The organism is Salipaludibacillus sp. CUR1 (genome assembly GCF_021028955.1).
Lineage (GTDB): Bacteria > Bacillota > Bacilli > Bacillales > Salisediminibacteriaceae > Salipaludibacillus.
This window is the reverse complement of sequence record NZ_JAIWPE010000029.1, coordinates 1-26,160: the sequence shown is the minus strand read 5'-3', so window position 1 is coordinate 26,160 and position 26,160 is coordinate 1. Positions and strand designations below refer to the sequence as shown.

The following is a 26,160-nucleotide window of genomic DNA, read 5'->3' as shown; positions in this document are numbered from 1 at the left end:
GGATAGTGTGTTTTTTGTAAATAATTTTGCTTAAAAAAATACCATGTTAAACTGGGTTATAAAAAGGAGAGTGATTGCATGTCTTATATTGATATTACAAGGTCTCTTTCATCAGGTATGGCAGTCTGGCCGGGAGATCAGCCATTCGAATACGACCGCACGATGGCAATACTGAAAGGAGAGTCTGTAAATGTAGGGAGAGTGGTCATGAGCACTCATACAGGGACACACCTTGATGCCCCATATCATTATGATGAAGAAGGGATGAAGGTCGATGAGATTCCTCTCGAATCAGTTAGCGGGGAATGTATCGTAGTGGAAGCGGTGAACCTGCCTGTTATTGAAGAATCTTTTCTTCAAAACATACATTTTAAAGGAATCAGGAAAGTTTTATTTAAAACAACAAGCAGTGAAGGCGGGCATTCTTATGATTCTTTCCCGGTGTTTACAGAGGAAGCCGCACGTCTGCTCGGTGAGAAAGGCGTGGAACTTGCAGGCATTGATGCACCCTCGGTAGATCCTCTGGAGAGTGAGACACTGCCTGCTCACCATGCTTTTAAAGAAGCAGGTACTTTTATTCTTGAAGGGCTTGATCTTTATCACGTACAGCCGGGCATCTATGAACTAACCGCATTTCCGCTTAAGCTGAAAGGGGGAGACGGCTCACCCGTAAGAGCGGTGCTGAAAGAAATCAATCGTTCATAATGTTGTTATGATAATTTTATTTTTGCGTCCTGTCATTAAGTTATAATAGCATTAAAGGCTCATGACTCTTGCAGCAAAGCGCCCTGTCAATCAGTTGAGGTATACAATAGTTCTACGGGAGCAGCACTTGTGCTCCCGGCTGTTTAAAGAGATGTGTGAAAGCCTTTACATATAGTGGTTTCCTTAAATCAGGGAAGAGGTGTTATGTAATGAACACTGATTTATTACTGACGTTTACTGTTTTAATTGTAACTACTCTGTTTTTTATGTGGGGAAAGCTCAGGTCGGATGTTGTAGCTCTCCTTTCTTTACTTACGCTTTTACTCCTCGGCATTATCACAACGGAAGAAGCTCTAAGCGGCTTTTCTAATAGCCTGGTCATAATGATTGCAGGCCTTTTTGTCGTTGGAGCAGGGATTTTCAGAACCGGCCTGGCAGAAGCCGCTGGAAAACTTACAATTAAGTGGGGGCGGGGAAACCCATTTCTACTTTTAATTATGCTTATGATTTTAGTAGCTGTATTAAGTGCGTTTATGAGTAATACTGGCACGGTGGCTGTGTTAATGCCTGTCATTATAAGCGTCGCTTTGAAAATGAACGAAAGTCCGTCAAAGTTTTTAATGCCTGTTGCGTTTGCCAGCAGCCTTGGGGGAGTCCTGACTCTTATTGGAACACCTCCAAATTTGATCGCCAGTCAGACCCTTGCTGATTACGGCTATGAAAGACTCGGTTTTTTTGATTTTACACCTATTGGGTTAGTTGCACTTATTACAGGCATACTTTTTCTAGTGGTTTTCGGTAAATATCTGATTCCGGACAGGATAGCTCTAAAAGACGGACAGTCTTCATCAACTGCCCCTGACGAGTTAATGAAAATTTACGGTGTAACGGAGAAAATATACCGTGTTTCACTCCCGGATGAAGACAGCAGGCTGACGGGGGTGAAACTAAAAGATTTAAAATTAACTAACAAATACGGCATTTATATTTTAACCATTGAACGGAAATGGCGGGATAAAAAAACATTTCAGTCAAAAAGAATTAGAAAACCTGCCTATGCTAATACAGTCATTAAAAGAGGAGATACTCTTTTTCTGGAAGGCGAAAAAGAGGGGATTGACAGTTTTACTGAAGATTACGGCTTACTTCTGTACTCTCATTCAGAGGAAGACATACATGAAAGCCTGATTAATGCAGAAATTGGTTTAGCGGAGCTGCTGCTCACACCTCATTCAAAGTTCATTAATGAGAGAGTAAGCAGTCTGGAATTCAGAGAGAAATATGGACTCAATATAGTCGGGATGAATCGTAAAGGACGCTACTTTTTTCAGGAGTGGGCAGACGAAAGGCTACAGTTTGGCGATGCTCTTCTTATTCAGGGAGAATGGAAAAAAATTGAACTTATAGCTAAAGAATATCAGGATGTGGTGGTGGTAGGGCAGCCGGGAGAACAGGCGTCCAAGGCTAAAGCAAATGGAAGGGCTCCGTTAGCTGGTTTAATTATGCTTTTAATGCTTCTTCTCATGACTTTTGAAATAACAGCCCCGGTTACTGCAGTAATGCTGGCGGCCATGGCGATGGTTTTAACAGGGTGTTTGCGGAATATGGATGAAGCCTATTCAAGAATAAACTGGGAGAGTGTTCTATTAATAGGCGGCATGCTTCCTATGGCCACCGCCCTTGAAAAGACAGGAGGGGTAGAGTTTTTATCAAATGTGATGATAGACTGGCTGGGTAGTCTGGGTCCGTTAGCTGTTATGACAGGTTTTTATTTCTTCACTATGCTTTTCAGCCAATTTATCAGTAATACGGCTACAGCCGTTTTATTTGCACCTATAGCAATTACGACTGCCTTGCAAATGAGCGTCAGTCCCTATCCCTTTTTAATTGCAGTATCAGTAGCTGCCAGTATGGCTTTTGCAACTCCGGTTGCTTCTCCGCCAAATGCCCTGGTTATGACAGCAGGCGGTTATTCATTTATGGATTTCGTAAAAGCAGGTGTTCCTCTCCAGATTATATTGTTTATTGTGATGATGTTCACCATTCCGTTGTTCTTCCCTTATTAAGACTTGGTTCACAGACGGTAATACTGAGTGGATTTCGCCAAAACTTAAGGTAAATACGGTTTCCTTTTGTCTTTTGAAACTCTATGGTATATTGTTTGCTGAAGGTGAAATAGGGGGAATTGACATTGGAAAGTGTTAATGATTATAAGTCGTTAAAATACCGGCTGCAGTCGGAAAAACAGGTATGGGTTTATTTTTACGCCCCTCTGTGCGGAACCTGCGAATTAGCGCGCTATTTCTTAAATATCGTTGAAAAAGCTGAGCAGGCGGAAGTAGCGATAGAAGCTGATCTGAATTACTTTAAGAAAGAAGCTGAAGTATGGGGGATTGAAAGTGTCCCTTGTTTGGTCAGGTTCGAAGACGGAAAACCCGAAAGTAAATTGTATGCGTTCGAATCGGTTTCCAACGTTTATGACTTTATAAAAAACAGGAATTAATAAAGAACAGAAAGGTGAGTCACATGAAAGCTCCTGATTTTTCTTTAAGGGATATGTTTAACAGTAATAAGACGAGATCTTTATCAGACTTTAAAGGGAAAGCAGTCCTGCTTACTTTTTGGGTATCGTGGTGTCCTGACTGCCAAAGAGACCTGGCAAATAAAGAACAATTATACCGGGCCATGCAGACAGACAACCTTGAAGTACTGATGATTAACGTTCCAGGCAGAGAGCATAAAAATGAAGCTGCAGATATTTATTATAAGGAAAACAACTTTTCTTTTCCTTCTCTTTTTGATAACGGTACTGAAACGTATGACGCGTACCGCTGTATGTCTGTACCTTCAACTTTCCTGCTTAATAAAGAGCATGAAATAGTTGAAAGGTTCAATGACAAAGCTTCGTTTCAGCAAATGGTTTCCAGGATCGGACAGGTCTTATCAGAATAATTATAGTATTAAAAAAGCTATTCCGGCTGGCGGAATAGCTTTTTACATCTGCTTGTTTAATTAAGGTTTTACAGCGTTCCTGTAAATGTTTTTTATAAGTTGCCGTGCAGGTTCAGGATATCCGCATTCATCAAGATCAAAACATGCTTTTTCCACATCATAAGAAACTCTTCTGAACTGCACTTGTATATCTTTCAGGCTCCTGTCAAAGAGGACATACGACGCCCGTGCATCTCCGTCAAAAGGCAGACCAACACTGCCTGTATTTATTATTTTTTTGCTTTCAAAAGACCTTAAAAAAGGGAGGTGGATATGGCCGTATGCATAATAGTCAGCCCGTTCGTTTGTTTGTGTAAAAATAGAAAACTCTTTATTGTCAGCTTCGTTTGAAATAATATCAAATAAACTGTCGGGTGTAGCATGGCAGGCAAACAACTGGCACTGGTTTGAAAGTGGAATTTCGACTGTTTCGGGTAATTCGTTTAAGTAAGTTAAATCATCCTGGGTCATCTGTTCTTTTGCCCATGCCTGCTCCTCCTGCATCATCTGTAACGCTTTATCAGGGACTTCCCCTTTATTAACTCCTCTTACAATCCATTCATCGGCGTTTCCTTTAATCACTTTCCCATCAAGATCTCTCACAAGATCAAGACACTGTTTAGGTTTTGGACCTCGAAAAGAAATATCCCCAAGTACAGCCACATGAGTTGCACCTATAGCAGATATATCTTCGAGCACTGCTTTGAAAGCCTGTTCATTTCCGTGAATATCGGAAATAAGAGCAAGTTTCATAATAATTGCCCCCTTATTAAAACTAATTTTGCCTCTACTTTAACAAACTGTAGGAAATAAGTGAACCACAGGCACTCTCATTGGGTTAAACAAAGCTTTATGATAAGATGAAAAAACAACATAATGATAGTAGAAAGGGGCTTCTGAAAATGAAAATAGTATCTTTGGAACCTACACCAAGTCCGAATACAATGAAACTGACGCTGAGCGAGTCTCTTCCCCAGGGGAAAGCGAATAACTATACATTAAACAATAAAGACGAGGCACCTTCGTTCATACGGGAAATTTTTAATATTAAAGGAGTAAAAGGAGTTTATCACGTAGCAGATTTTATTGCGGTCGAACGTACGCCAAAAGTGGATTGGAAAGTTATTCTTCCTGAAGTAAGAAAGGTTTTTGGAGAAGAGGCTGAAAAATCTTCACAGGTGCAAGTCGATGAGCACTTTGGAGAAGTGAACGTTCAAATACAGGAATTTAAGGATATTCCCATGCAAATTAAAGTTTCAGATGGAGAAACAGAAGAAAGAGTGGGATTGCCTGAACGGTTCATTGAAGCTGTGGCAAAGGCTACAAAGGAAGATGATAATGTTGTTCTATTAAGAAAATGGCGTGAACAGAGCCCGCGCTACGGAGATCTTAAGGAAGTGGCTGATGAGGTGGCAGAGGAAATTCAGGCTACCTATTCGGAAAGGCGTCTGAAAGAGTTAGTTGAAACTGCAACAAATAGTAATGACAGTTTGACGCTTGAGAAGCCAAAAAGAGAATGGTTAAAAGTAACAGAGGATATGCTTGATGAGGAAGACTGGAAAAAACGTTTCGCTCTGCTGGAACAGATGAACCCTGACATAGAAGACCTTCCAGTACTGGAAAAAGCGTTGCAGGATGAAAAACCCTCGATTAGACGGCTTGCTACAGTTTATTTAGGCATGATAGAAGACGAGGCAGTGATACCTTATCTGGAAAAAGCTTTACTGGATAAAACCGTAACTGTCAGGCGTACAGCAGGTGATGCGATGTCTGATATAGGAAGCAAAGCAGGAATTCCTGCGATGATTAAAGCCCTGGATGATTCCAGTAAACTTGTTAGATGGCGGGCTGCAATGTTCCTTTATGAAATAGGGGATGAGTCTGCGATTCCTGCTTTAAAAGAGACTGAAAACGATCCTGAATTTGAAGTGAGCATGCAGGCAAAATTAGCTCTAGCTCGAATTGAAGGTGGAGAAGAAGCTAAAGGTTCAGTTTGGAAGCAGATGACAGATGCTTTTGAGAAATAACTTTCTGCGGAAAGTGTGAGGCCGGGACAAAAGAATAATAACGATAAAGAGAGCCGAACAAATCTTACGGGTATTTGTTCGGTTTTTCGCTTTTATATACTTAAAAAAGAGGAACTCTTAAAAAAATAGAGGCAGTGATATGAGAACAGGAGGTGTTTAACCAGTTAAAAATGAATTCAGCATGTGAAATAGCGTCTCTATCGGCGAAATTGAGGGTCCAATCAGCGAAAAAAGATTTCTATCAGCGAAAACATGATTCAATCAGCGAAAAACAAAATCAATCGGCGAATTTCCCCCTTCTATCAGCAACTTAGAATAATTATTATCTGAGCAGGACATTGGATTTTTACGATTTCACTTTACTCAACAGCCCTGATTAATTATGTATTATTAAATGGGGCGGGGCATTATAATAAATGGAAAAACAAATGTGACTATGATAGCATACAACTATCAACAGTATTGGGAGGAATTCTAATGAGCAGGGATAAGCTTATCAATGATTTGGAAGACAGAAAAATGACAGAGATTATTGAACTTATTGAGGATGCAGAGAAGGGCCAATTGGAACAATTGGAGCTCGCACCCTCACTAGGACTGTTAAGAGATGAAGAATTAAATGAACAAGTTATTAACTATCTGAAAGCAGAAGGGGTGGAGATTATTTACGTCAATGAGGAAGACTGAAGGAGAAATGTACATAAAAGGAGAAAAATGAATGAGACCAAAGCCTGACGAATTTTTAGCAAAGCAAACTTTAAAAGTCTGGAAAATAACAGCAGGCCTGGGAGCGTTATTTTATTTCTTACTCCCGTTAGGTTACTGGGGAGTTTCACTCATTTGGAACCTTCCCGGCTGGCCGTTATATGTCTTAATTGCAATTGCCATTTTATTATCACTGCTTAATATTTTTGTTATACAGAAAATGCAATGGAAGCGCTGGCGCTATAAAATTTATGAAAATGAAGTAGAGTTAATGTTTGGAGTCTTTGTCGTTAGAAGAATAATTATTCCTATGATAAGGGTTCAACATGTTGATACGCGTCAAGGCCCGATCCTCCGCTATTACAACCTGGCAAGTGTGACTATATCCACAGCGGCAACGGTTCATGAAATACCCGGCCTTTCATTGGAAAAAGCAGACGCTCTGCGGGACCATCTCGCTCAATTAGCAAGGGAAGCTGATCCAGATGAATGAGTGGAAAAGACAACATCCGGCATCCATATTTATCAGTTTTTTAAGTAATTTAAAACAAATGATCATTACCTTAATTGCTGTCTTTATTTTTGGACAGTCAGCTCAGGCAGCAAATCCAATATTTTATTTTATCTTTTTCACAGGTATCCTGTTATTTTCTGTACTTAATGGATTTGTAAGCTGGTGGAAGTTTTATTATAATCTGAAATCTGATGAACTTCAGATTAAGCAAGGGTTAATATTTAAAAAGAACAGGTTTATAAGAAAAGACCGGATTCAAAGTATTGATATAAATGCCAAATTAGTTCAGCGCCTGTTCGGACTTGTAGAAGTGAAAATAGAGACGGCAGGAGGAGGCGGCGAACCTGAGTTCCGTATCGTAGCCTTAAAAAGAGAAGAAGCATTAAAAATTAAAAGCAGATTATTAAATAAACATCCGGTATCTGCCGCTTCACACGACTTAAACACTCGGGAAAACGAGGATCCATCTGAAGAAAGTACCGAGGAAGAAACGTTTCAAGAGGGGGAAGTTAAAAATGATTCCGAAGCAGCTGCTGTTCATTTAGCTGAAGAAGAGTTTGATGACCATCTTGAAGAGACTATTGAAGAAACTATTGAAGAAACTGAGCCGGACGAACAGTGGGAGCTTGGATCAAGACGGCTCGTCATAGCCGCTTTAACATCAAGCGGTGTAGGGATTGCAGCCACATTTATCGCTGCAGTTGTCTCCCAGGCCCCTCAATTTCTGCCTGAATGGCTGCTGGATCAAGTCATCGGCTGGTTTATCCATTCGAGTATACTTCTGATCGGGTCTTTATTAGTCATTATACTTTTTATTGCCTGGTTATTTACGCTGACCAGTACCATTTTGAAATATGGATTTTTTAAACTCAAAAAAAACGGGGTGGATATTCATATTTCGAGAGGAGTTCTGGAGCAAAGACAACTAACTCTCAACTCTTCAAGAATCACCGCAGTCAGAATAGTGCAAAGCCCTATCCGCCAGCCTTTCCGGTTTGTTTCTGTGTATGTTGAAAGTACCGGGGGAGGGACAAAGGAAGAAGACCTTTCTACCGTATTAATTCCGCTATGTAAGCGGGAGGAAGTGGAAGAACTGCTTGAAAAGTTTGTTCCGGAATTTGCATTTACGCCTGTTTATGAAGGCCTTCCAAAAGAAAGCCTGCGGAGGTATATGATTAAATTGATTGTTCCAGCCGTGGCTTTATCGGCGACTGCTACTTATTTTCTTCCTTACGGATGGTTTTCAGTTGCTTTGCCGCTAGTTGCAGCATTTATAGGCTATATTCAGTACCGGGCTGCCGGTATTACAGCTTATGAAGATTTTCTTTGTATAAGATCCCGTTCCTTATCTAAGACGGAAGTATTTTTACCTAAAAAACGAATACAGGATCTTGAGTCTACACAAAATGTTTTGCAAAAGATGGATGACTTATATACGGTTCATGTGTCTGTTTTAACGAGTCTTATGGGAAAAACGTTCTCCCTTCGCCATGTAAGCGGACAGCAAATAGAGGATAGATATGCCTGGTATTCCTATGAAACACCGGAAGACGGCAATAAATAAAAAAGACATCAGAGCCTTCCTGAGGGAGAAGGCCTGATGTCTTTTTTGTTAGTTTTAAAAATATAACTCTTTAAAAACCTAATTTATTCAGGCAGGGGGCGGTAAGCATTCCTAACTTAATCTTTTGAAACATGCGTGGCATAAGAGGTAAGTACTCGCTGTCCATCATCAGAAGTAAATTCAAACCGGTCAAATGTAATGTCAGGCTCGTTTTCTAACATCGTCCGTTCGTAATGGTGCTGGACTGCAAACTGGTTTGTTTCGTTAGCATAGGATAAAAAGTTCACTCCGGAAAACGACGTCTCGTTAAATGAACTTAACAATTTAATCAGTAATGAATTGTGGCAATAAACAGAATGCTCATGTCCGATACCTAACTTTTCCAAACCTTTTTCCAAAGCAATCAGAGAAGGGTCGTCAAGTTCATTCAATAATATTCTGTAAGGGTCAAATTGAGCCCGGTTCAACCGGACTGTAGACCCGTGTTGCAGTTCAACATTTTCCTGCTGCAGCGTTTCAAAAGTAAACCCTTTTTTATAAAACGCCGTTTTCCATTCTCCATTAACTTCCACTTCAAATTCAAAAGGGCAATCCTCCAAAGAAAGTGATTCCCGTTTCTGTTCATCATAGATATAAAGGTTTCTTCCCTTTTTAACTAACTGATAATAGACAAAAGCCTCTTCATAAATGACATGCTCTGAATTAATTTTTCGCAGTTCCTGCTGAATGATTGATAAATATTTATCATTTTTATCGCTCATATCCCTCAGACTGTCCCATTTTGTTTTCAGCGCATCGGCAAAAGATTCATTAAAAGACTTGTTAAACGCGGTTTTAAGCAGGCTTATTTTTCTTCCTGCCACTTCGGTGACCTCGTCTGCGCTGTAAAGCAGGTGTATCCCCTGTCCGTTATTTAAGTTAATTGACGGGCAGGATAGTACTCCTGTTATTTGTACTTTGCCTGACCAGGGAGTCTTAGGTTCAGTGAGAACTTCCAAAAGCACTCCAACGTAAGTGCCTTCCTCACCTTCATCGAGTAAAACCTGGTGACCTGTATATTCTTTCGCTGTCTTTCTGTCCATACAAAACCCCACTTTAGTGAAAACTTTAACTACTATAAATAGTATGCGGAAAAGGAATTTCCGTTAACTATCATACTACTGTCCGGTTACTGCTTTATCGAACTTTAATAAGTTTTGTCCACAATTTTATTTGTTTTTATCCTTTTTGCTGAAATAGTCAAGGATCCCCATTGCACTTATTAAAAGGTCAAGCTGAATCACTTCATATACTGGATCCTTTGCAGAGATACGTTTCTCAGATAAAAAATCACTTACATAATTAAGAAGGGTATTTTTCAATTGATAGTGGTCTTCCTTATTTTCATAAGCTTGTTCCCCTTCAGTTGTAAATACATTCAGCCACTTTATTAGCTGGTCTTTAACGAGCAGAGGCGCTGAAGACGTACCAAAGTGCCCAAAAGCAATTGTTTCAGGCTTGAGATCAAGGATTGCGCTGAGTGAATCTCTCATTTTATTCGGGTCGAACTGGTTTGGAGAAGTAGAAGGGAGGTAGAAATAAACACCCTTTTCTTCAAGGCTGGCATATCGTATGCCTATTGTATCCCCGGTAAACACCGTGTTTGTATGCGGGTCATAAATGCTTATATGGTGTTCAGCATGGCCTGGTGTATGAAGGATAAGCAATTCTCTTTCTGCATCTAACAGTATTTTTTCTCTATCGTCCAAGGCACTAATGGCTTCCTCCGGGATCGGCAGAACTGGATCAAATAAATCATCAAACTTGTCTCCATAAACAGCCCTGGCTCCATTAACAAGCCTTGAAGGATCTGCCAAGTGCCTTGCTCCTTTAGGGTGGACGAATACTTTAGCTGCCGGGCAGTCTTTTAGCAAAAGTCCTGCGCCTCCAGCGTGATCAAGATGAATGTGCGTTACAATAATATTTTTAAGATGGTTTAAAGATAAATTCAGCTCTTTTAGTCCTTCTTTTATATGAGGAACAGATAAGCTGGGGCCGGTTTCTATAATCGAGAAGTCACCGCTGATAGGATGGATTAGAACGTAAGTACCGGTTCGTCTTTCCTGGTTCAAATCAAAACCGTCAATCAGGTAAGTATGCTTATTAATACTGTACACTCTTTGTGCCAAGGTTTGTCATCCTTTCTGTCCTATTTAATTGTCATCATTGTAGTGAAACGTCATCTTTTTGTAAAGGGTCTAACATACAAATGTAATTGATAGTTAGGAGTAAGGTCACCTGTCAGAGACACAAATTATGTATATGATGTTTAATTGCGCCCCCCTTAAAATAAGCGGGGGAGCCGAATTATAATACTGCACACATAGCGAGGTGTCTGTTGTGCTAAAGCGCCTTTTAGCGAAACCTGACCATAATAATGATATTAACTTAAAAATAAAAGAGATACAATCAGGCAACAATCATATTGAAAATGAATTTATAAATCAGTATATTCCATTTATACGCAAAGTTACTGCCGGAGTCTGTAAAAGGTTTATAAATCCGGCTACCGATGATGAATTCAGTATTGCCATGATAGCTTTCAGTGAAGCGATCCACCAGTACTCTCCGGATAAAGGAAGCTCGTTTCTCTCATTTGCCAATTTAGTAATCAGGAGAAGAGTAATAGATTACATACGCATGGAACAGAGAAGAAAAACGCCTTTATCCTTTGATTATAAAGAAGAAGACAAAGAAAATATGGAGAACGTAGCGGAAGTGTCGGCAGCTTTTCAGGATTATTACAGAGACCTTGAAAGCGAATATAGACGGGAAGAAATTCTCCATTTAAAAGAAAGGCTCAAGTCCTTCGGAATAGTTTTGAGCGAGGTGGCAGAACAATGTCCTAAACATCACGATGCGCGAATGAATATGGTTGAAATAGCTAAAACAATTGTGGGGCAGGAAGAGATCCTCAATACTCTTTTAACAAAAAAAAGACTGCCTGTAAAACAGCTCATGAATTATATTACCATGAGCCGAAAAACAATTGAAAGAAACAGAAAGTATATTATAGCTATTGTGATAGTTCTGCTCGAAGACTATAAATATTTGAAGGATTATTTAAGGGAGTGGTTGTAGTGAACAAAGGGGTCGTTATGGAAGTGAAAAAGCGTCATGTAATCGTGTTAACGAAGGATGGCGAACTCATACGGGCAAAGCCGGAAAAACAGGCCCAAATAGGCGAGGAGATAGAATTTTCTCCAGTTGTTTTATACACCTTCTTCCATAACGTTGATAAGAAATTATATAGTGTACCTGCAGCCTTTGTTTTGATTTTCATACTGGTCTTCCCTTTTTCTTCCTTATTGCAGTCTTCTGAGGTTCATGGAGTGGTTTCCTTGGATATTAACCCAAGTATAGAGATGGCTGTCGATGAAAATTATGACATCTTATATACTGAAGGATATAATAAAAAAGGCAAATTGCTGTTAAGTAAAGTAGATGAGCCGATGGACGGTATGTCTATAGTGAATGCGACGTCTTTACTTATAAAAAAAGGATTGGAGAATGGTTTAGTTGAACCTGCCAATGCTTTATATTTCAGTTCTCCTTTTTCTTTGGAAAAGAAAGGGAACTGGAAAAAGGAACTGGAAGCATGGTCATCAGAAATTACCGAAGAATACGGATTTGATATTTATTTTGTTAACGTAGAAAGAGAACTCGTAAATGAAGCCCGGGAAGCATCTATGTCACCTGTAAAGTTATTGCTCTTATCTTATAACAAAGAAATAGATTTGGACTCTTCATCTGTAAGTGACATTCCGATTCAGGATCTTCAGGAGATATTAGGATATTCACCGGATGAAACAGATTCTCTGCAACAAATGACAAATGAGAGTGACTCCGGCAATAATCACGGCCCAGCTGAAGCTGAGGAAGATGGGGTTTCAGAAGGTGCGGAGGTGGAAGACAGTGAGGACACCTCTTCTTTAAACCCGGCTGGACAGCAAAGTCATCCTCATAGAGACGAACATCCCGGTAAAGGAGAGGGGAAGAATAATCACCCCCGATCCGAAAGTCCGTCTTCTGAAAATAAAAATGAAAGCCCAGGAAATAAAGAGGGTAAAACAGAGAACACGCAGGAAAATAGATCGCAATCTTCCAATAAAAATCAGGTCTCTGAAGAAGATAAAAGCAACTATAGTAATAAAGAGGGGAAGGGTAGCGGCAAACCAGACCATTCAGGCAGCGGAAAACCAGATCATGCGGGAAGCGGCAAGCCAGACCATGCCGGGAACGGTAAACCAGATCATGCAGGCAGCGGCAAGCCAGACCATGCCGGCGGAGGAAAGCCCGGGTCTGCCAATGAGGGGGAAACAGGAAACAACAAAGGTAACGGAAATTAAAAAAGATGTAAGCAATGTCCGCTTACATCTTTTTAATACGTGACAGCAGGATTATTTGTCAGGGTCATTGCTGTACCTTAGTTCGTTTAATTTAAGGAGATGATTCATCCGGTCCATCCGTGTGGACTGAAGGTCATCCGCTTGTTTTCTCAGGAAATTAGTCATATTAGAGAGTGTGCTTATCATTTCCTTATACTTTTCTTCCTTTTGGGTTTCATTGAGTGATTGGAAAGTATTTAAAAGGTTAGGAAGATCATGCTGAATCATACGTTTCATATGATGTTTTTCTTCCAGATCCAGTAAATGAAACTCCTCAGTGCATCGGAGGAGCTCGGCATATATATTTTCCAGACTCTTTTCTACATCGGGCGCCACAGCTCTATAATGGTTGCGCGTGTGCTCAGCTGAACTGAGTAAAATCTTCACCTGGCCTTTTTCATCTTCGGCTGGGGCTAAATTCTGTTCCTCCTGAACCGGGTGGCCTCTTATTTCCTCAACATTCACACTTTCACCAGATAGGGAAAGATCCAGCCGGTGAATATGGTGAAAAAGCGAGAGAAATAAGGGGTGTTTCCGGATATTTCTGACTACTGCTTTTCCATTGAGCTGATAATATATTGTAGAATCAATAATTTTACCAAATCCATTTTCCATCTTAACGTTTTTCCTGTAGATAGTAATATATACTCTTTTCTTAATATTTGATGGAGATTTGCTTGTGTCAGCCATTTCCAAATGGATTTTCTTTTGTTTTATCTTAATTTTATAAGCGAACCCCTGTATGCTCCGTTTAAAAGTTTTATTTAAGCGAGGCAGTTCGGACAGAGCAGAGAGATCTGAAATAAATTCCTCGGCTTCATAAACGAATTCTTTCGTATGCTCATTTGACAGCGCAGGTTCATTTAAAGGTTTCATGTAGTTGGGCAACAGAGGGATAACCCAGTTTTGTTCCCATAACCGCTCACGCCAATTCACTGATTTCACCTCGCTAGCGGATTAATTTAACAGCTTCCGCTCCATTTGAGTATTTAGTTCGTCCATCTCAGTAATAAATTTTTTGCTCGATGCGATAATTCGTTCGTTTGACTGTTCAGTCATTTCAATAGCGGAGTAGACATCCTCGTATGCTTTTTTAAATGTCTCCATCGCAACCGCTGGTTCTTCAAGTGTTTTTAATGTTTCTTCTGTATTGGATTTCAGCATTTCTGCATTATTTAAAAGCATGGATTCCGTTGTTTTGTTTACGTTATGAACAGCATCGATGACTTTTTTCTGGTTACTGAGAGAGAGCTGAATGGATGCGGTAACCGTAATAATGTTTTTAGTCATAGTTATAGCATTAAAAATTGCTTCTTCAAGTTTCTCGTTATTTTCTACAATAATATCTACAGAGGCAAGCGACTGCTGGAGCACGAGTACCGCCTGCTGCATATTCTTTACCCTTGACAGGACTTTCTGCTGCCCTTTTTGAACTGGTGTAGGGTCTTCCTGCCACTCATCTTTCTTCATTTCATCTTCGAGCATCACATTCAGCTGTTTCCCAATCTGAATTTGCTCACTTAACCCTTGAATTCTTTCACGGGCCACATCTTTTAACTGATGAAGCATGACAGTGTCTTCCTGAAGGCGGTCTTTCCCATGAAGCAGTGCTTCGATAATAGTATCCACTTCAGCTTCAATAGACTGATATTTCTGAGCGTACTTTTCAACCGGGCTTTTCCTGATCATTTTTGTTAAAAACTGTTTGAATTTCCCCTGCTGCAAATAATTAGGCTCTAACTCGCCTACCACTTCCTTAAGCTTTGAAAGCTGGTCAGGCAAGTCATGATTTGGCTCATTCATCATATCGCTGACTGGGCGTTTTAAAGCCTCAAGTGATTCACCTGCCTTCTCCTGCTCTCTGGCACCGAGTTTTCCTATTGAATCAAGAATTTCACCAATGTTTTGTTCGTTCCGCAGATTTTCTATATAGTTCATCTCGTCCTCATTATTTTGAATATCAGAATCATTGTCCGATTTTTGCTGGTAATTTTTATTTTCTTCCACAGTTAAAACCTCCGTTTTTGAGGGGATTTATCTTAATAAGCTTTTTTACGTTAAGTTATAAAAAAAGTTTCAGGTTATGCGTATATACCTTAAATTATACAGTTATAAAACTGATGACACAAACTAAAGGTACCCTTTTGTATAAAATAAATAATCAAAATTCCCTGATGGATATGGTAAAATGGTAACAGGATAATGGAAGCGATTTCTTTTTTAAAAAAGGAATAGCAAAATAAGCTGAAGTGCTGCTTACTATTTTGGGGCCGGGGGAGTTAAATTATGCTGTTAGTTCTGTTACTAATTATTAATAGCTTAATATTTTTATTTTTGAACATGTACAGGTTTCAATTCGCCAGTCATATAAACAGGATGATTTTTATTGCAGCTGGTGTCATTTTTACAGTTGGTAATATTTTATTACTTGGTTTTGAGCATTCAGGATGGCTGGGTTTTTTTTTACTGTACATTTTTGCCGCAGTATATGGTTGGATGGGGGCTGCGACGATTGCCGCGGTTATGGCAGGTCTTTTATTATTATTTAATATATATACGCTGGAAGTTTGGGTCATGGCAGCGGGCGGATACGTTTTCTTTGGATTATCGACCGGGGGGATACTCTATTACTTCCGCCGGCATAATACACAATTGAAACAATGGCAGGAATTTTTCTATAAACAATCCAAAAACCTTCATGTATTAAGAGAGGTCTCGCTTGCCCTGCAAAGTACCCTTAAATTGGACAAAGTGATGCATATTTTTTTAACAGCGGTAACGGCGGGTTACGGACTGGGATTCAACAGAGCCTTTATTCTGCTTCAGGAAGAATCTAACCCAAATCAATACTCCGGTCGTCTTGGAATAGGGCCCTTAAGTATGGAGGAGGGTCATGTTATTTGGGAAAATGTTGTAATGCAAAAATTAACATTACGAGATTTTATCAAGCTTCAGCGGGAAGCTGAAGTAAATGATCAGGAATTAAACCGAAAAATAAGGTCTTACTCTTTTACAATTAATGAAAAACAGCCATTGTGCCACCATGTATTAACAGAGATGGAACCTATCATTGTTAAGGGAGAGGTCGATAAAGAAGACAGTTTGCTGAAACATATGAAAGAGACGTTTTCAATGAAAGAATTTGCTGTCATCCCTTTGTTAACCCGGGGAAAAGTAATTGGATTAATGATTATAGATAACATAGTAGATAATGAACCGATAAAGCATGAAGATCTGGATAATATCATGCCGCTTGCAACACAGGGAGCGATGGCAATAGAGAACGCCATGCTCTACGAGAAATCAGAAAACACTGCGATTGAAGATGCTTTGACCGGATTGAAAAACAAGAGATTTCTGGACCGGATGCTTCCACATTTACTTGAATCGGCTGCTGCTAAAAATAATTGTTTGACAGCACTTGTTCTCGATATTGACCATTTTAAAAGTTTTAATGATACGCATGGCCACCTTTTGGGAAACGAAATATTAATTCAATTTGCTAAGCTGTTAGAAGAAGCGGTAGCTAAAGAGGATATCGTGTGCAGGTTTGGGGGAGAAGAATTTATTATTTTCCTTCCGAAAAAGAGCTTACGGCAAGGTGAAAAAACGGCTGAACTTATCCGTAAGGCAGTCAGGACTTATCCATTTGATGGAAGAGAAACCCAGCCCTTACAGCGTATAACTGTGAGTATAGGTGTAGCCAGTTATCCGGAACTGGCAGAAAGCGGGAGTGACTTAATCCAGAAAGCAGATGAGGCTGTTTACCGTGCGAAAAAGAAAGGACGCGACCAAGTGGCCGTTTACAGCGAACAAGAGAGAGAGGTATATTTATGATTCAGTTAACTGGCGCGTTTCTAACTATGTTCTGTTTACTAAGTACAATTCTTTTAAGTAGACCTTTTTTAACCTTCCTTATAAAATGGAGCTCAAAGAAGAAACTTGTTAAGTTAAATAAACAGGTCAAGGATATTTATTATTCTTATGAAGAATTGACTTATTTTGTTTCTCTCCCTAACAGAAACCCGGATATTTTTCAGGCTCCGCTTTCCCGCTTTAAAGCTGATCCGGTATTCAGATCGTTTATCTTCCCGGAAATTGAAGGGTTGAGAATATATTTGAAAACAGCAGAGGGAGAGACACATATTGCTTATATGAGTTCAGATAAATTAAGAGTTCCTGCTCTGGACCGTTTAAAACATGAAAATTTAATTAACGAGAAAGAGTATCATAATATGAAATTATACATATTGATACATCCGGTCACCAAAAAAGCTTTTATTGATGAAGTATATAGACAGATCAGAAGGGATGACCGGATATTAATTATAGATGAACCGGTCTGAATTAGACAGGAGTGAAAAGATTGTCCTCAGAAGTAAAACAGCTTCATTACCATTCCAAAATAGAACGGCTTGGTCTGGAACCTGTCCCGAAGCATTTAAAAACCACCACAGCAGCTGATTATATAAAAATACAAATGGGTATCTCCGTGAATGCAGGGAATATGCTTGTTCCTGCTCTGGCCGTTTTGGAAGGCGGCCTGACGTTTACAGCAGCCGTTTTATCCACAGTGGCTGGGGCGTGGATTGCTTTTTTATTTGTATCACTGCTGTCTCTGCCTGGGGCAAAATATGGTTTGCCGGCACAATACGTCATTAGAACAATGATAGGGGATAAAGGAGCCATGTGGCTTTCTTCGCCTGTCAGGACTGTTACTTCTCTTTACTGGTTCAGTGTACAGACCATCGGTGGAACATATATGGTTCAGGAAATTTTAAGCCGGGGATTTAATATTCATCTTCCATTTACTCTTTTGTCAATGGTGCTGGCTGTCGCTATGGTCTGCCTTGCTTTAATAGGATTTCAGGCCATTCGGAAAGTTACAGCTTATTTTATTCCTCTTTTATTATTTTCAGCAGCTGGCATGTTTTATGTTTTTATTACTTCTCACCCTGAAGGGGCCTCGTTTACGGAGGTTATTTATGGGGAAGGAATGAGCAGTATACCTGTCATGCTTTTTTACGCGAGTCTTGCCTTTGTTCAATACGTTTCAGGAGTCAGCTCATCTGCTGATATGGCCCGTTACAGCAAGTCCTCCAAACATGCTTTTTTTGGCATTTATATCGGCAATGGTTTAGGATTTTTAATTACTGCTTTGCTTGGAGCTTATACAGCTGCCGCAGCGGGTCACTGGAATCCTTTTCTGATCAGCAGCCAATGGACCGGATCGGGCGTGCTGTTAATTGTAATAATGGTTTCGGCTTTATTCAGTATGGTAACTATCAATATGAACAATGCTTATACAGGGGGATACAGCTTACTGAATACCTTTCCTAAACTTAAAAGAATCAGGAGTGCTCTTCTTTTCGGCGGGGCAGGAATTATTTTAAGCGGTGTACCGCAGGTCGTTGACGAAGCGGAAGTTTTTATTTCTGCGTTAGGCGCTTTGATTATTCCGTTATCCGGTGTCGTAGTTGCTGACTATGTGATAGTAAAAAAACTGTCCATACCTGCAGAAGCGTTAAATTATCTGGCCAAAGGAGGAAATAAAATAAATATTCCTGCTTTTATGACTGTTTTTGCGGGAATCTTGCTCTACCTTTTTATTCCGGAAGGCTATTCCCCGGGCTTTGCCGTTTTTAACCTCTCTGTGCTGTGCTATACGATACTTTATTTAATGACGAGGAGGCGCCATCCATGTGTATTATAGGTACGGCTCTGAATGTGCATCCGGACTATCCATTTATAATGGCAGCTAACCGGGACGAATTTTATAACAGAAGAACTAAGGAAGCTCATTTCTGGCCGGAGGATCCTTCTGTACTCGGAGGAAAAGATTTGGAAAGAGGAGGGAGCTGGCTTGGAATTTCTTCGTCAGGGGATGTGGCAGCTCTTACCAATGTCAGAAGACCATCTTCTGAAACTGAAGCTTTAAGGTCCCGGGGGGAAATAATAAGTACGTACTTTAATAAAAAGAACACTTTCAAACAAATTCTGAATATGAGAGAGAAGTACGGCGGCTTTAACCTGTTATACGGAAATTTAAATAAACTGACTTTTATTACTAACCAGTCTGGAGAGAAAAAGGTTCTAACAAGCGGTATCCATGTTTTAAGTAACGCCTCTTTAAATTCACCTTGGCCAAAGTCTCTTATGTTAAAGAAAGGAATCGAAAAAAGCACCTCCTATACCGGAAGCAGGCTGGTTGAATATTTACTTCAGCTTCTTTCATTTAATGAGCCATTTGCCGACAAGGAATTGCCGGATACCGGAGTAGGAATTGCCCTTGAGAGAAAACTCTCTCCTGTATTTATCCAAACTGAAAACTATGGGACCAGAAGCAGTACGGTTATTCTGGCTGACCGATCCGGGAATATCACCTTTACAGAAAAAAGTTATGTGCCCGAATTTCTGAATATTACCTATCATTTCCCTGTTAGAAAAACCTGATGCTGCGGGGCAGAATAGAGATCTCCAGCGGAGTATGCCCGATTAATTCTCCATCGCCTTGAGTTAATACTGGAGCTTTAGTAGTGACAGTCATCTGTTTAGTTTTATGGCATGTCACATACGGAAGCTTTGTGTGAAACTTAAAAAATACTGCAGGCAGCACCAAAAGTAACTTAAACCATGATAACCGGTGGACAACAGTTACATCCATTAAGCCATCCTGAGGGTCTGCCTGAGGACATACAGGAATGCCCCCTCCATAAAAAGGGGTATTACCGACGGCAGTAAGCCAAACTTTAGTAAAGATATGTTTTTGGCCGTCTTTTTGGGTCAGTTCCAGGGAATAGGGTGTAAAGGAACCGAGAATGGCAATAAAAGTAATTAAATAGCTGAGTTTACCGAGTCCAATACGATTCAGCCATTTTTTCAGTGAAGAATTACGTGTCCTTGCAGCGGTTTCTGCATCTATCCCCACTCCAGCAACAGAAAGTACGAGGTGATTGTTTACTTTAATAAGATCGTATGAGTCAGGTGTTCGCGTTAATATTCTTGTGAACGCTTTTTCGTGCTGTAAAGGAATATTAAGTGCCTTTGCAAAATCATTGCCGGACCCTGCCGGAACGAGGCCGAAAGGAAGGTTATACTGGAATAATTCATTTATTGCCCGGTGCAAAGTACCATCTCCTCCTACAACCACAATTCCCGATAACCCGCTTTTCTTTTCTTTAATAAAACTTTTTACCTGCACCCAAAGATCATCCTCTTGATAATCATGGGTAAAATATGGTACAAAAGATGTGTCCAGTTTAATTGTCAGCTTCTGTGCAAAATCTTTAAAAACAGATTGTCCTGAAGACGAGTTTACAATTAAGAGAAACATAGAGAGGCTCCTTAATAATAGTTTGAATAAGAGTAAGTCTCTCGTATTATAGCATTTTTGTTTAAAAAGACGTACACAGGAGATGAGGATAAGATGATAAAGTGGGTAACTTTAGGTGTGTTTTTTGCCATGACGTTTGCAGTCTGGGGGGTATTTTTTAATTTAATATCCATTGACCGTATTGGTGAAACGGCAGAAATAGAAAACTATGAGGCGGACAGTGACTCGGGATCTTCAGTCAGCAGGGATGTCTCTGATTCTCCGGCAGTCCCTAATGAAAGTGAAAGTAAGAAACAGGAAGATCCTTTTAAAAACGAACTGGAGTTAGAGGAATTACAACGGATTGAAGAAATAACTTTTTCCGAAGAGCATATCCCTGAAGTGAGAGAAGGAGATGCAATAGGGTTTGGAGCAGGCGTACCCATCGAAGAATTACTTAATTCATTGTCACTAAGTGAATGAAATATGAACTTTATTTGAGAATTTAGTATGTTTATAGTAAAATCCTGTCTTAGCCTTTATAATAGAGGGTGTAATACTTGCATTTTGAGATTAAGGTTGGGGGGGTTAGTATGTTATCCAATATTGGAATTCCCGGTTTAATATTAATACTTGTAATCGCGTTAGTGATATTCGGGCCTAAAAAACTTCCGGAGATAGGTAAGGCGATGGGACAAACATTAAAGGAATTTAAGAATTCTACAAAAGATCTTACAAAAGATGATGATGATGAATCAGTAAATGGCAAAAAATCGGATGACCAACGATAAATTATAGACGAAGAGGTGTGAGGTGTCTTCCATCTTACATCTTTTTCATGTTTAAGGAGAGACCAGCGATGACTGATCAAAACATGAACATCCTGGACCATTTGGATGAACTGCGTACAAGAATAATGATCGTGTTAGGAGCTTTTATCGTCTTCTTTATCGGGGTCTTTATTTTTGTGAGGGATATTTACGAATGGTTTACAAAGGATCTTGAGATGACCTTAGCTGTATTAGGTCCTTTGGATATTATAATTATTTATTTTACAATTGCGGCGGTTCTTGCTCTTGCACTGACTGTTCCTGTGTTAATTTTTCAAATCTGGCTGTTTGTTAAACCTGCATTAACTGAAAAAGAAAAGAGAGCCACTGTTATTTATGTGCCTGCTTCATTTATTTTATTTGCGGGTGGTCTGGCATTCGGCTACTTTGTTGTATTGCCGATTGTCCTGAACTTTCTTATAGATCTTGGAAGCGGAACATTTGAAACCATGTTTACAGCAGATAAGTATTTTCAGTTTGTTCTCCGTATGACCCTCCCGTTCAGTATATTATTTGAGATGCCGCTGGTTGTTATGTTTCTGACAAGTATTGGAATAATCAGTCCTGAGGCAATGAGGAAAAACCGAAAATACGCTTATTTTGCATTAATTGTCGTCAGTGTTCTTATATCACCGCCTGATTTTATTTCGGATGTATTAGTTATTATTCCGTTATTGCTTCTCTATGAAATCAGTATTAACATGTCAAAGATTGTTTACAGGCGGAAGCTGAAAAGGGAAAAGGAAAGTACCGACAAATCCGGCAGTTAACTATACTACTTACTTTACACTGTGTTTTCGGCAGCCTGACAGCTGCTTGAAACACAGTTTTTTTATTAATTTCAAAAAATTGTCATTAAATAACCCCACTTGCCTTGCAGGGTATATTGGGCAGCACAAAACCGGTCAGAGCCGGCCTGAAAGCCATTTGAGCAGGGGCGGGGACTAAATGGCTTTGAGGACCAGAAACGTTTTAAGAGTATCAAAAATAAAACCTGAAGCGTATCGTCTGGTTACTCTTTCACTAACTTTTCATATTTTTAAAAAATATTAGCTATACGTGATTTTTATCACTTTTTTAATTTACCCTCCTTTATACAATATAGATAAGTTGAACCGTTATTGAAAATAAGGAGGGGTCCTATGAAAGTCTCGAGGAGAAGCTTGCTGAAAGCCTCAGCTGTAACAGCAGCATTAGCCGCTGCAGGCTGTTCGAAACCTGTAGTCAGAGAAACTGAACAGATGAGAGCTGCGGCTGAAGGTAAGCTGTCAGTTGAGCCTGATGAATGGAAAACAGGTGTCTGCAGATACTGCGGTACCGGCTGCGGCGTACAGATAGGCATAAAAGAGGGAAAAGTTATTTCTGTTAAAGGAGATCCTGAAAACAGGTCTAGCAAAGGGTTAAACTGTATTAAAGGCTATTATCTGGGAAAAGTTATGTACGGAAAAGACAGGCTGACTAAGCCGCTGATCAGGGAAGATAATAATAAAAAAGGGACGATGGAAGGGTTCAGGGAAGCGACCTGGGAAGAAGCGCTGGATCTTGTTGCTGATAATTTAAGAAAATCCCACGAAAAAGATCCACAGTCCATAGCATTTTGGGGATCAGGCCAGCAGACAATTCATGAAGGATATATTTCCAGCAAACTATGGAAAGCAGGTCTGCTAAATAATAATATAGACCCAAATGCCCGTCTCTGTATGGCAAGTGCTGTCACGGGCTTCATGAGTACTTTTCAATCAGATGAGCCAATGGGCTGTTACGAAGACCTTGATAAAGCAGATGTATTTGTAACATGGGGAGCTAATATGGCGGAAATGCACCCGGTTTTATATTCAAGACTCTTGCACAGAAAACAGACTGCCGACCACGTCAAACATTATGATTTAACGACCCGCTACTCCCGTACGTCAGAAGCTGCCGAAGAAACATTAATTTTCAGGCCTCAGACAGATTTGGCTATAGCCAATGGAATAATAAGATATTTAATTGAAAATGAGGCCTATGATAAAACATTTGTAGAAGAGCATTGCCAGTTTAAAGCAGGAACGGAAGATTTAGGGCATTCACTTGAAGATGATTATGATGAAACAGAAAAAGGAGCAGCAGCAACAGAATCATGGAACGTCAGTTTTCAAGAATTCAAACAAATGGTGGATCCATATACGCTAGACTATGTGGAAGAAATTTCAGGCGTACCGAGAGAACAGTTGGAAGCGCTGGCAAAAGAATTTGCAGACCCGGATAAAAAAATCATGTCTACCTGGACTATGGGGGTTAACCAGCATACAAGAGGGACATGGATGAACAACTTAATATATAACATTCATTTATTGACCGGGAAAATCAGCAAGCCTGGAAGCGGGCCTTTTTCATTAACCGGTCAGCCGAGCGCCTGCGGGACTGCCCGGGAAGTTGGGGTTTTCTCACACAGGCTTCCCGCAGACCTGGTCGTCAACAATCCTGATCACCGCCGGTTTGCAGAGATGATATGGAATCTGCCTGAAGGGTACCTTGAAGAGATAAGTGAGCCTGGTTTTCATACCGTAAAAATGTTTAGAGAACTTGCAAACGGAAAAGTTAATTTTCTCTGGAGCATGTCAAATAACTGGGGCCAGACCATGCCTAAAGCCAACAGATACCGCGGAGTCGATGAGGATGGAAAAGGAGTTCTCGATGCATTTATCGTCGTAAGCGAAGTCTACCCGACACGGTCTACCGAAATGGCTAATGTGGTATTGCCTGCAGCTATGTGGGTTGAAAGAGAAGGGATGTTTGGAAACGCAGAGCGGAGAAATGCTATTTTTGAGAAATGTACAGAGCCGCCTGGCGAAGCTAAATGGGATTTATGGGCTTTAGTCCAAGTCGCTAAACGTGTATTGGAAGGTAAAAAAATCGGAGGGCAGGATGCGTTTGATTTGCTATTCGGTAAAGGCGGAACAGACATCTGGGACGAAGAAACCGATGATATGAAAGCAGATCAGACAGAGGTCTGCCGAAATGTATGGGAAGAATACAGGAAATTCTCCAGCCCTCATTTGCATGAAAAGAAAGAAGTTCAGGAACTTGGTGACAAGTTAAAAACGAAAGCTAAGCAGCTTGCTCCTTATGATGAATATCTGAAACAGCATGGAATATGCTGGCCTGTCCGCGAAGTTAACGGAGAATGGATGGAAACAAAATGGCGTTATGCAGATGGCCCACAGGAAGAAGGATTTGACCAGATAGGCGTTAAAGAATTTGGAGAGCAGGGGAAATATGATGATTTATCATTTTATAAGTCCGATGATAAAAAACCATCAGTTATTTTCCGCCCGTTTGAGGATGCCCCTGAGATCCCGGATGATAATTATCCCTTCTGGCTTTGTACAGGGAGAGTACTCGAGCACTGGCACAGCGGTTCTATGACAAGAAGAGTTCCTGAACTGCATCGTGCGGTGCCGGAAGCCTTTTGCGAGATTCATCCAGAAGACGCCGAGAAACTTGAAATCAGTGAAGGAGACTGGGTGAAAGTTAAAACGGTGCGGGGGGAAACAAAAGTGAAAGCGACATTAAACGGACGGGGAAACCCGCCTAAAGGCTATTTATTTGTACCGTTCTTTGCTGAAGAAACATTAATAAATGAAACAACGCTTGATGCCTACTGTCCAATCTCTAAACAGCCTGATTATAAAAAATGCGCCGCAAAACTGGAAAAGGCTTAGGGGGGCTGTAAATGTTTAAATTACCATTATCTAAAACTCTATTACTCTTATTGTCAGCCGCGTTTATTTTCGCACTGGCAGCATGCAGCGGAAATGACGAGGCAGAAGAAGCGGAAGCTGAAAGCTTTACGCTTCCCCAGTTAACAGAAGAAAGAGCTGACGCCGCGACAATGGTCCTCGTTTCAGCCCCGCCTGTTCAGCCTGAAGACCATGTGAACAGGTGGAATGCAGAGCAGCAGGAAGCCAGCTGTTTAACTTGCCATGAAAATGAAGGGACAGGAGCTGCCATGCTTCCAGACGATCATTATATAGATAATAATCCGGAAAACGACGTTTACCGTACCTACTGTATACAGTGCCACGGGGAACAGAAGGACGACAAGCCTGGTTTCAACAGAGACGCCAAGGATTAAGGAGGTAAGAATTATGGTCATTTCCAGCTTTATTGCAGAATTCATAGAAGAAGAGAGGAAGGGTGTCCGTTCCGCGCTGGAGAAAATTACAGGGGTGGAAATTCATAAAGTGATAGATAACACTAAGTTTATTCTCACTCTTGAAAAGCAAACATTAGATGAAAGTTACAAGACAGCTGACAGAATCTCAAAAATATCCGGCCTGACTCACCTTTGTCTCGTGTATACTAATTTTGAAGATGAAGTGGCCGGCCATTCCCAGGCAGAAACATGAAAACACAGGAAGAATTAATGAACCGAAGAGACTTTATAAAAGTGAATATGAAATCATCTTTCCGGTTCCTGGCAGAATTCGTAAATTCTGCATATGAGGAAGATTCAACTATTATACGGCCTCCAGGTGCCGACAATGAATGGTCTTTTCTGTCAGCCTGCACAAGATGCGGGAAATGCCAGGATGTTTGCCCGCAAAGTATTATTAAGCTTTTTAATGAAAGAGGGGGTACTGCGTATGCCTTTACCCCTTATATTGACTTAACAGTTAATCCGTGTACGATGTGCAATAAATGTACAGAGGTATGCCCCACTGATGCCCTGACAGGGGAAAATGGGCAGGAGCTTGCAAAAGTACAATTTCATTCCCATCATTGCTTAACTTATGAAGGGGTATTATGCGATTCCTGTATACGAAAATGTCCGGAAAAAGCGTTATCGCTGGACAAAACCGGGCGTTTGGAACTAAATCAGGAATTATGCAATGGGTGTGCAGTTTGCCATCATGCATGTATACAGTCCGTCAGCCCGTTTTCTTTTCATCCGGTAAAATAAAAAGCTGGCCGGACAATGTCCGCCAGCTTTTTATAATTTTATATAATTAATATCTTTATTTAAATGAATGTCTTCAAGAGCAGATACGATTTCTTTAAGGGAAGATGGATCATAACAGTCATAATTATCAATATCCAAAT

Annotated in this window: 27 protein-coding genes; 21 read left to right on the top strand and 6 right to left on the bottom strand. The window is 40.3% G+C overall.

The window, feature by feature from the left end; translation table 11 throughout:
- Window positions 1-78: 78 nt before the first annotated feature.
- The 4 genes from K8O68_RS06760 (at window position 79) to K8O68_RS06745 (ending at window position 3,657) form a co-directional block, all read left to right on the top strand.
- On the top strand, window positions 79-705 hold the full coding sequence (locus K8O68_RS06760) for a cyclase family protein (protein ID WP_230896165.1): 627 nt from the start codon (window positions 79-81) through the stop codon (window positions 703-705).
- Between the two features lie 209 nt (window positions 706-914).
- Window positions 915-2,771 (top strand): SLC13 family permease, encoded by a 1,857-nt coding sequence (locus tag K8O68_RS06755; protein ID WP_230896164.1) that lies wholly within the window; start codon window positions 915-917, stop codon window positions 2,769-2,771.
- Window positions 2,772-2,896: 125 nt separating this feature from the next.
- The gene (locus K8O68_RS06750; protein ID WP_230896163.1) at window positions 2,897-3,208 is read left to right on the top strand and encodes a thioredoxin family protein; all 312 of its coding nucleotides are present in this window, start codon (window positions 2,897-2,899) and stop codon (window positions 3,206-3,208) included.
- Window positions 3,209-3,231: 23 nt separating this feature from the next.
- Complete coding sequence (locus K8O68_RS06745) at window positions 3,232-3,657, top strand: TlpA disulfide reductase family protein (protein ID WP_230896162.1); 426 nt, start codon at window positions 3,232-3,234, stop codon at window positions 3,655-3,657.
- 60 nt (window positions 3,658-3,717) lie between these two features.
- Here the strand turns inward: K8O68_RS06745 and K8O68_RS06740 are convergent, their stop codons facing one another.
- The gene (locus K8O68_RS06740) at window positions 3,718-4,449 is read right to left on the bottom strand and encodes a metallophosphoesterase family protein (protein WP_093047075.1); all 732 of its coding nucleotides are present in this window, start codon (window positions 4,447-4,449) and stop codon (window positions 3,718-3,720) included.
- 149 nt (window positions 4,450-4,598) lie between these two features.
- Between K8O68_RS06740 and K8O68_RS06735 the strand changes: the two genes are divergently transcribed.
- The 4 genes from K8O68_RS06735 to K8O68_RS06720 all read left to right on the top strand — a co-directional run bounded on the left by K8O68_RS06735 (window position 4,599) and on the right by K8O68_RS06720 (window position 8,506).
- Window positions 4,599-5,723 carry a conserved virulence factor C family protein gene (locus tag K8O68_RS06735; protein ID WP_230896161.1) on the top strand — a complete coding sequence of 375 codons (1,125 nt, stop codon included), beginning with the start codon at window positions 4,599-4,601 and terminating at the stop codon, window positions 5,721-5,723.
- Between the two features lie 477 nt (window positions 5,724-6,200).
- Window positions 6,201-6,410 (top strand): hypothetical protein, encoded by a 210-nt coding sequence (locus tag K8O68_RS06730; protein ID WP_230896160.1) that lies wholly within the window; start codon window positions 6,201-6,203, stop codon window positions 6,408-6,410.
- Between the two features lie 31 nt (window positions 6,411-6,441).
- Window positions 6,442-6,921 (top strand): PH domain-containing protein, encoded by a 480-nt coding sequence (locus tag K8O68_RS06725; RefSeq protein WP_230896159.1) that lies wholly within the window; start codon window positions 6,442-6,444, stop codon window positions 6,919-6,921.
- On the top strand, window positions 6,914-8,506 hold the full coding sequence (locus K8O68_RS06720; protein WP_230896158.1) for a PH domain-containing protein: 1,593 nt from the start codon (window positions 6,914-6,916) through the stop codon (window positions 8,504-8,506). The genes K8O68_RS06725 and K8O68_RS06720 overlap by 8 nt, the downstream gene beginning before the upstream one ends.
- A gap of 116 nt (window positions 8,507-8,622) precedes the next feature.
- Here K8O68_RS06720 and K8O68_RS06715 read toward each other — a convergent pair whose 3' ends face one another.
- Both K8O68_RS06715 and K8O68_RS06710 read right to left on the bottom strand, forming a co-directional pair.
- Window positions 8,623-9,588, bottom strand: coding sequence for a DUF2777 family protein (locus K8O68_RS06715; RefSeq protein WP_230896157.1), 966 nt, complete (start codon window positions 9,586-9,588; stop codon window positions 8,623-8,625).
- Window positions 9,589-9,714: 126 nt separating this feature from the next.
- Window positions 9,715-10,674, bottom strand: a complete 960-nt coding sequence (locus tag K8O68_RS06710; RefSeq protein WP_230896156.1) for an MBL fold metallo-hydrolase — start codon at window positions 10,672-10,674, stop codon at window positions 9,715-9,717.
- 211 nt (window positions 10,675-10,885) lie between these two features.
- Here K8O68_RS06710 and sigI point away from each other — a divergent pair, with 211 nt between their 5' ends.
- Window positions 10,886-11,626 carry an RNA polymerase sigma-I factor gene (sigI, locus tag K8O68_RS06705; protein WP_230896155.1) on the top strand — a complete coding sequence of 247 codons (741 nt, stop codon included), beginning with the start codon at window positions 10,886-10,888 and terminating at the stop codon, window positions 11,624-11,626.
- The gene (locus K8O68_RS06700) at window positions 11,617-12,894 is read left to right on the top strand and encodes an anti-sigma-I factor RsgI family protein (RefSeq protein ID WP_230896154.1); all 1,278 of its coding nucleotides are present in this window, start codon (window positions 11,617-11,619) and stop codon (window positions 12,892-12,894) included. Before sigI ends, K8O68_RS06700 begins: the two co-directional genes overlap by 10 nt.
- A 51-nt stretch (window positions 12,895-12,945) precedes the next feature.
- On the opposite strand, the gene K8O68_RS06695 is transcribed toward K8O68_RS06700, so the two are convergent.
- The gene (locus tag K8O68_RS06695) at window positions 12,946-13,869 is read right to left on the bottom strand and encodes a hypothetical protein (RefSeq protein ID WP_230896153.1); all 924 of its coding nucleotides are present in this window, start codon (window positions 13,867-13,869) and stop codon (window positions 12,946-12,948) included.
- A 21-nt stretch (window positions 13,870-13,890) separates the two neighbouring features.
- Window positions 13,891-14,940, bottom strand: coding sequence for a toxic anion resistance protein (locus K8O68_RS06690; RefSeq protein WP_370640496.1), 1,050 nt, complete (start codon window positions 14,938-14,940; stop codon window positions 13,891-13,893).
- 279 nt (window positions 14,941-15,219) lie between these two features.
- Between K8O68_RS06690 and K8O68_RS06685 the strand changes: the two genes are divergently transcribed.
- From K8O68_RS06685 to K8O68_RS06670, 4 genes are read left to right on the top strand one after another with little or no spacing between them, the layout of a single operon-like run.
- The gene (locus tag K8O68_RS06685) at window positions 15,220-16,770 is read left to right on the top strand and encodes a sensor domain-containing diguanylate cyclase (protein WP_230896152.1); all 1,551 of its coding nucleotides are present in this window, start codon (window positions 15,220-15,222) and stop codon (window positions 16,768-16,770) included.
- On the top strand, window positions 16,767-17,279 hold the full coding sequence (locus K8O68_RS06680; RefSeq protein ID WP_230896151.1) for a hypothetical protein: 513 nt from the start codon (window positions 16,767-16,769) through the stop codon (window positions 17,277-17,279). Before K8O68_RS06685 ends, K8O68_RS06680 begins: the two co-directional genes overlap by 4 nt.
- 20 nt (window positions 17,280-17,299) lie before the next feature.
- Window positions 17,300-18,646, top strand: a complete 1,347-nt coding sequence (locus K8O68_RS06675; RefSeq protein ID WP_230896150.1) for a purine-cytosine permease family protein — start codon at window positions 17,300-17,302, stop codon at window positions 18,644-18,646.
- Entirely contained in the window at window positions 18,634-19,386 is a 753-nt protein-coding gene (locus K8O68_RS06670; protein WP_230896149.1) for an NRDE family protein, read from the top strand. The genes K8O68_RS06675 and K8O68_RS06670 overlap by 13 nt, the downstream gene beginning before the upstream one ends.
- Here K8O68_RS06670 and K8O68_RS06665 read toward each other — a convergent pair.
- The gene (locus K8O68_RS06665) at window positions 19,373-20,266 is read right to left on the bottom strand and encodes a diacylglycerol/lipid kinase family protein (RefSeq protein ID WP_230896148.1); all 894 of its coding nucleotides are present in this window, start codon (window positions 20,264-20,266) and stop codon (window positions 19,373-19,375) included. The two genes, K8O68_RS06670 and K8O68_RS06665, sit on opposite strands and share 14 nt — an antisense overlap.
- 93 nt (window positions 20,267-20,359) lie before the next feature.
- Between K8O68_RS06665 and K8O68_RS06660 the strand changes: the two genes are divergently transcribed.
- The 7 genes from K8O68_RS06660 to K8O68_RS06630 all read left to right on the top strand — a co-directional run bounded on the left by K8O68_RS06660 (window position 20,360) and on the right by K8O68_RS06630 (window position 26,020).
- Window positions 20,360-20,728 (top strand): hypothetical protein, encoded by a 369-nt coding sequence (locus tag K8O68_RS06660; protein WP_230896147.1) that lies wholly within the window; start codon window positions 20,360-20,362, stop codon window positions 20,726-20,728.
- Between the two features lie 110 nt (window positions 20,729-20,838).
- A complete protein-coding gene (locus tag K8O68_RS06655) occupies window positions 20,839-21,036 on the top strand; it encodes a twin-arginine translocase TatA/TatE family subunit (RefSeq protein ID WP_093047062.1) in 198 nt (65 codons plus the stop codon).
- Window positions 21,037-21,104: 68 nt separating this feature from the next.
- The gene (gene tatC / locus K8O68_RS06650; RefSeq protein WP_230896146.1) at window positions 21,105-21,845 is read left to right on the top strand and encodes a twin-arginine translocase subunit TatC; all 741 of its coding nucleotides are present in this window, start codon (window positions 21,105-21,107) and stop codon (window positions 21,843-21,845) included.
- A gap of 372 nt (window positions 21,846-22,217) precedes the next feature.
- Entirely contained in the window at window positions 22,218-24,779 is a 2,562-nt protein-coding gene (gene napA, locus K8O68_RS06645; protein ID WP_230896145.1) for a nitrate reductase catalytic subunit NapA, read from the top strand.
- Window positions 24,780-24,790: 11 nt separating this feature from the next.
- Window positions 24,791-25,192, top strand: a complete 402-nt coding sequence (locus tag K8O68_RS06640) for a nitrate reductase cytochrome c-type subunit (protein WP_230896144.1) — start codon at window positions 24,791-24,793, stop codon at window positions 25,190-25,192.
- Between the two features lie 13 nt (window positions 25,193-25,205).
- Window positions 25,206-25,466 (top strand): chaperone NapD, encoded by a 261-nt coding sequence (locus tag K8O68_RS06635; RefSeq protein WP_230896143.1) that lies wholly within the window; start codon window positions 25,206-25,208, stop codon window positions 25,464-25,466.
- Between the two features lie 17 nt (window positions 25,467-25,483).
- Entirely contained in the window at window positions 25,484-26,020 is a 537-nt protein-coding gene (locus K8O68_RS06630) for a 4Fe-4S dicluster domain-containing protein (RefSeq protein WP_230896142.1), read from the top strand.
- The last annotated feature ends 140 nt before the right edge of the window (window positions 26,021-26,160 follow it).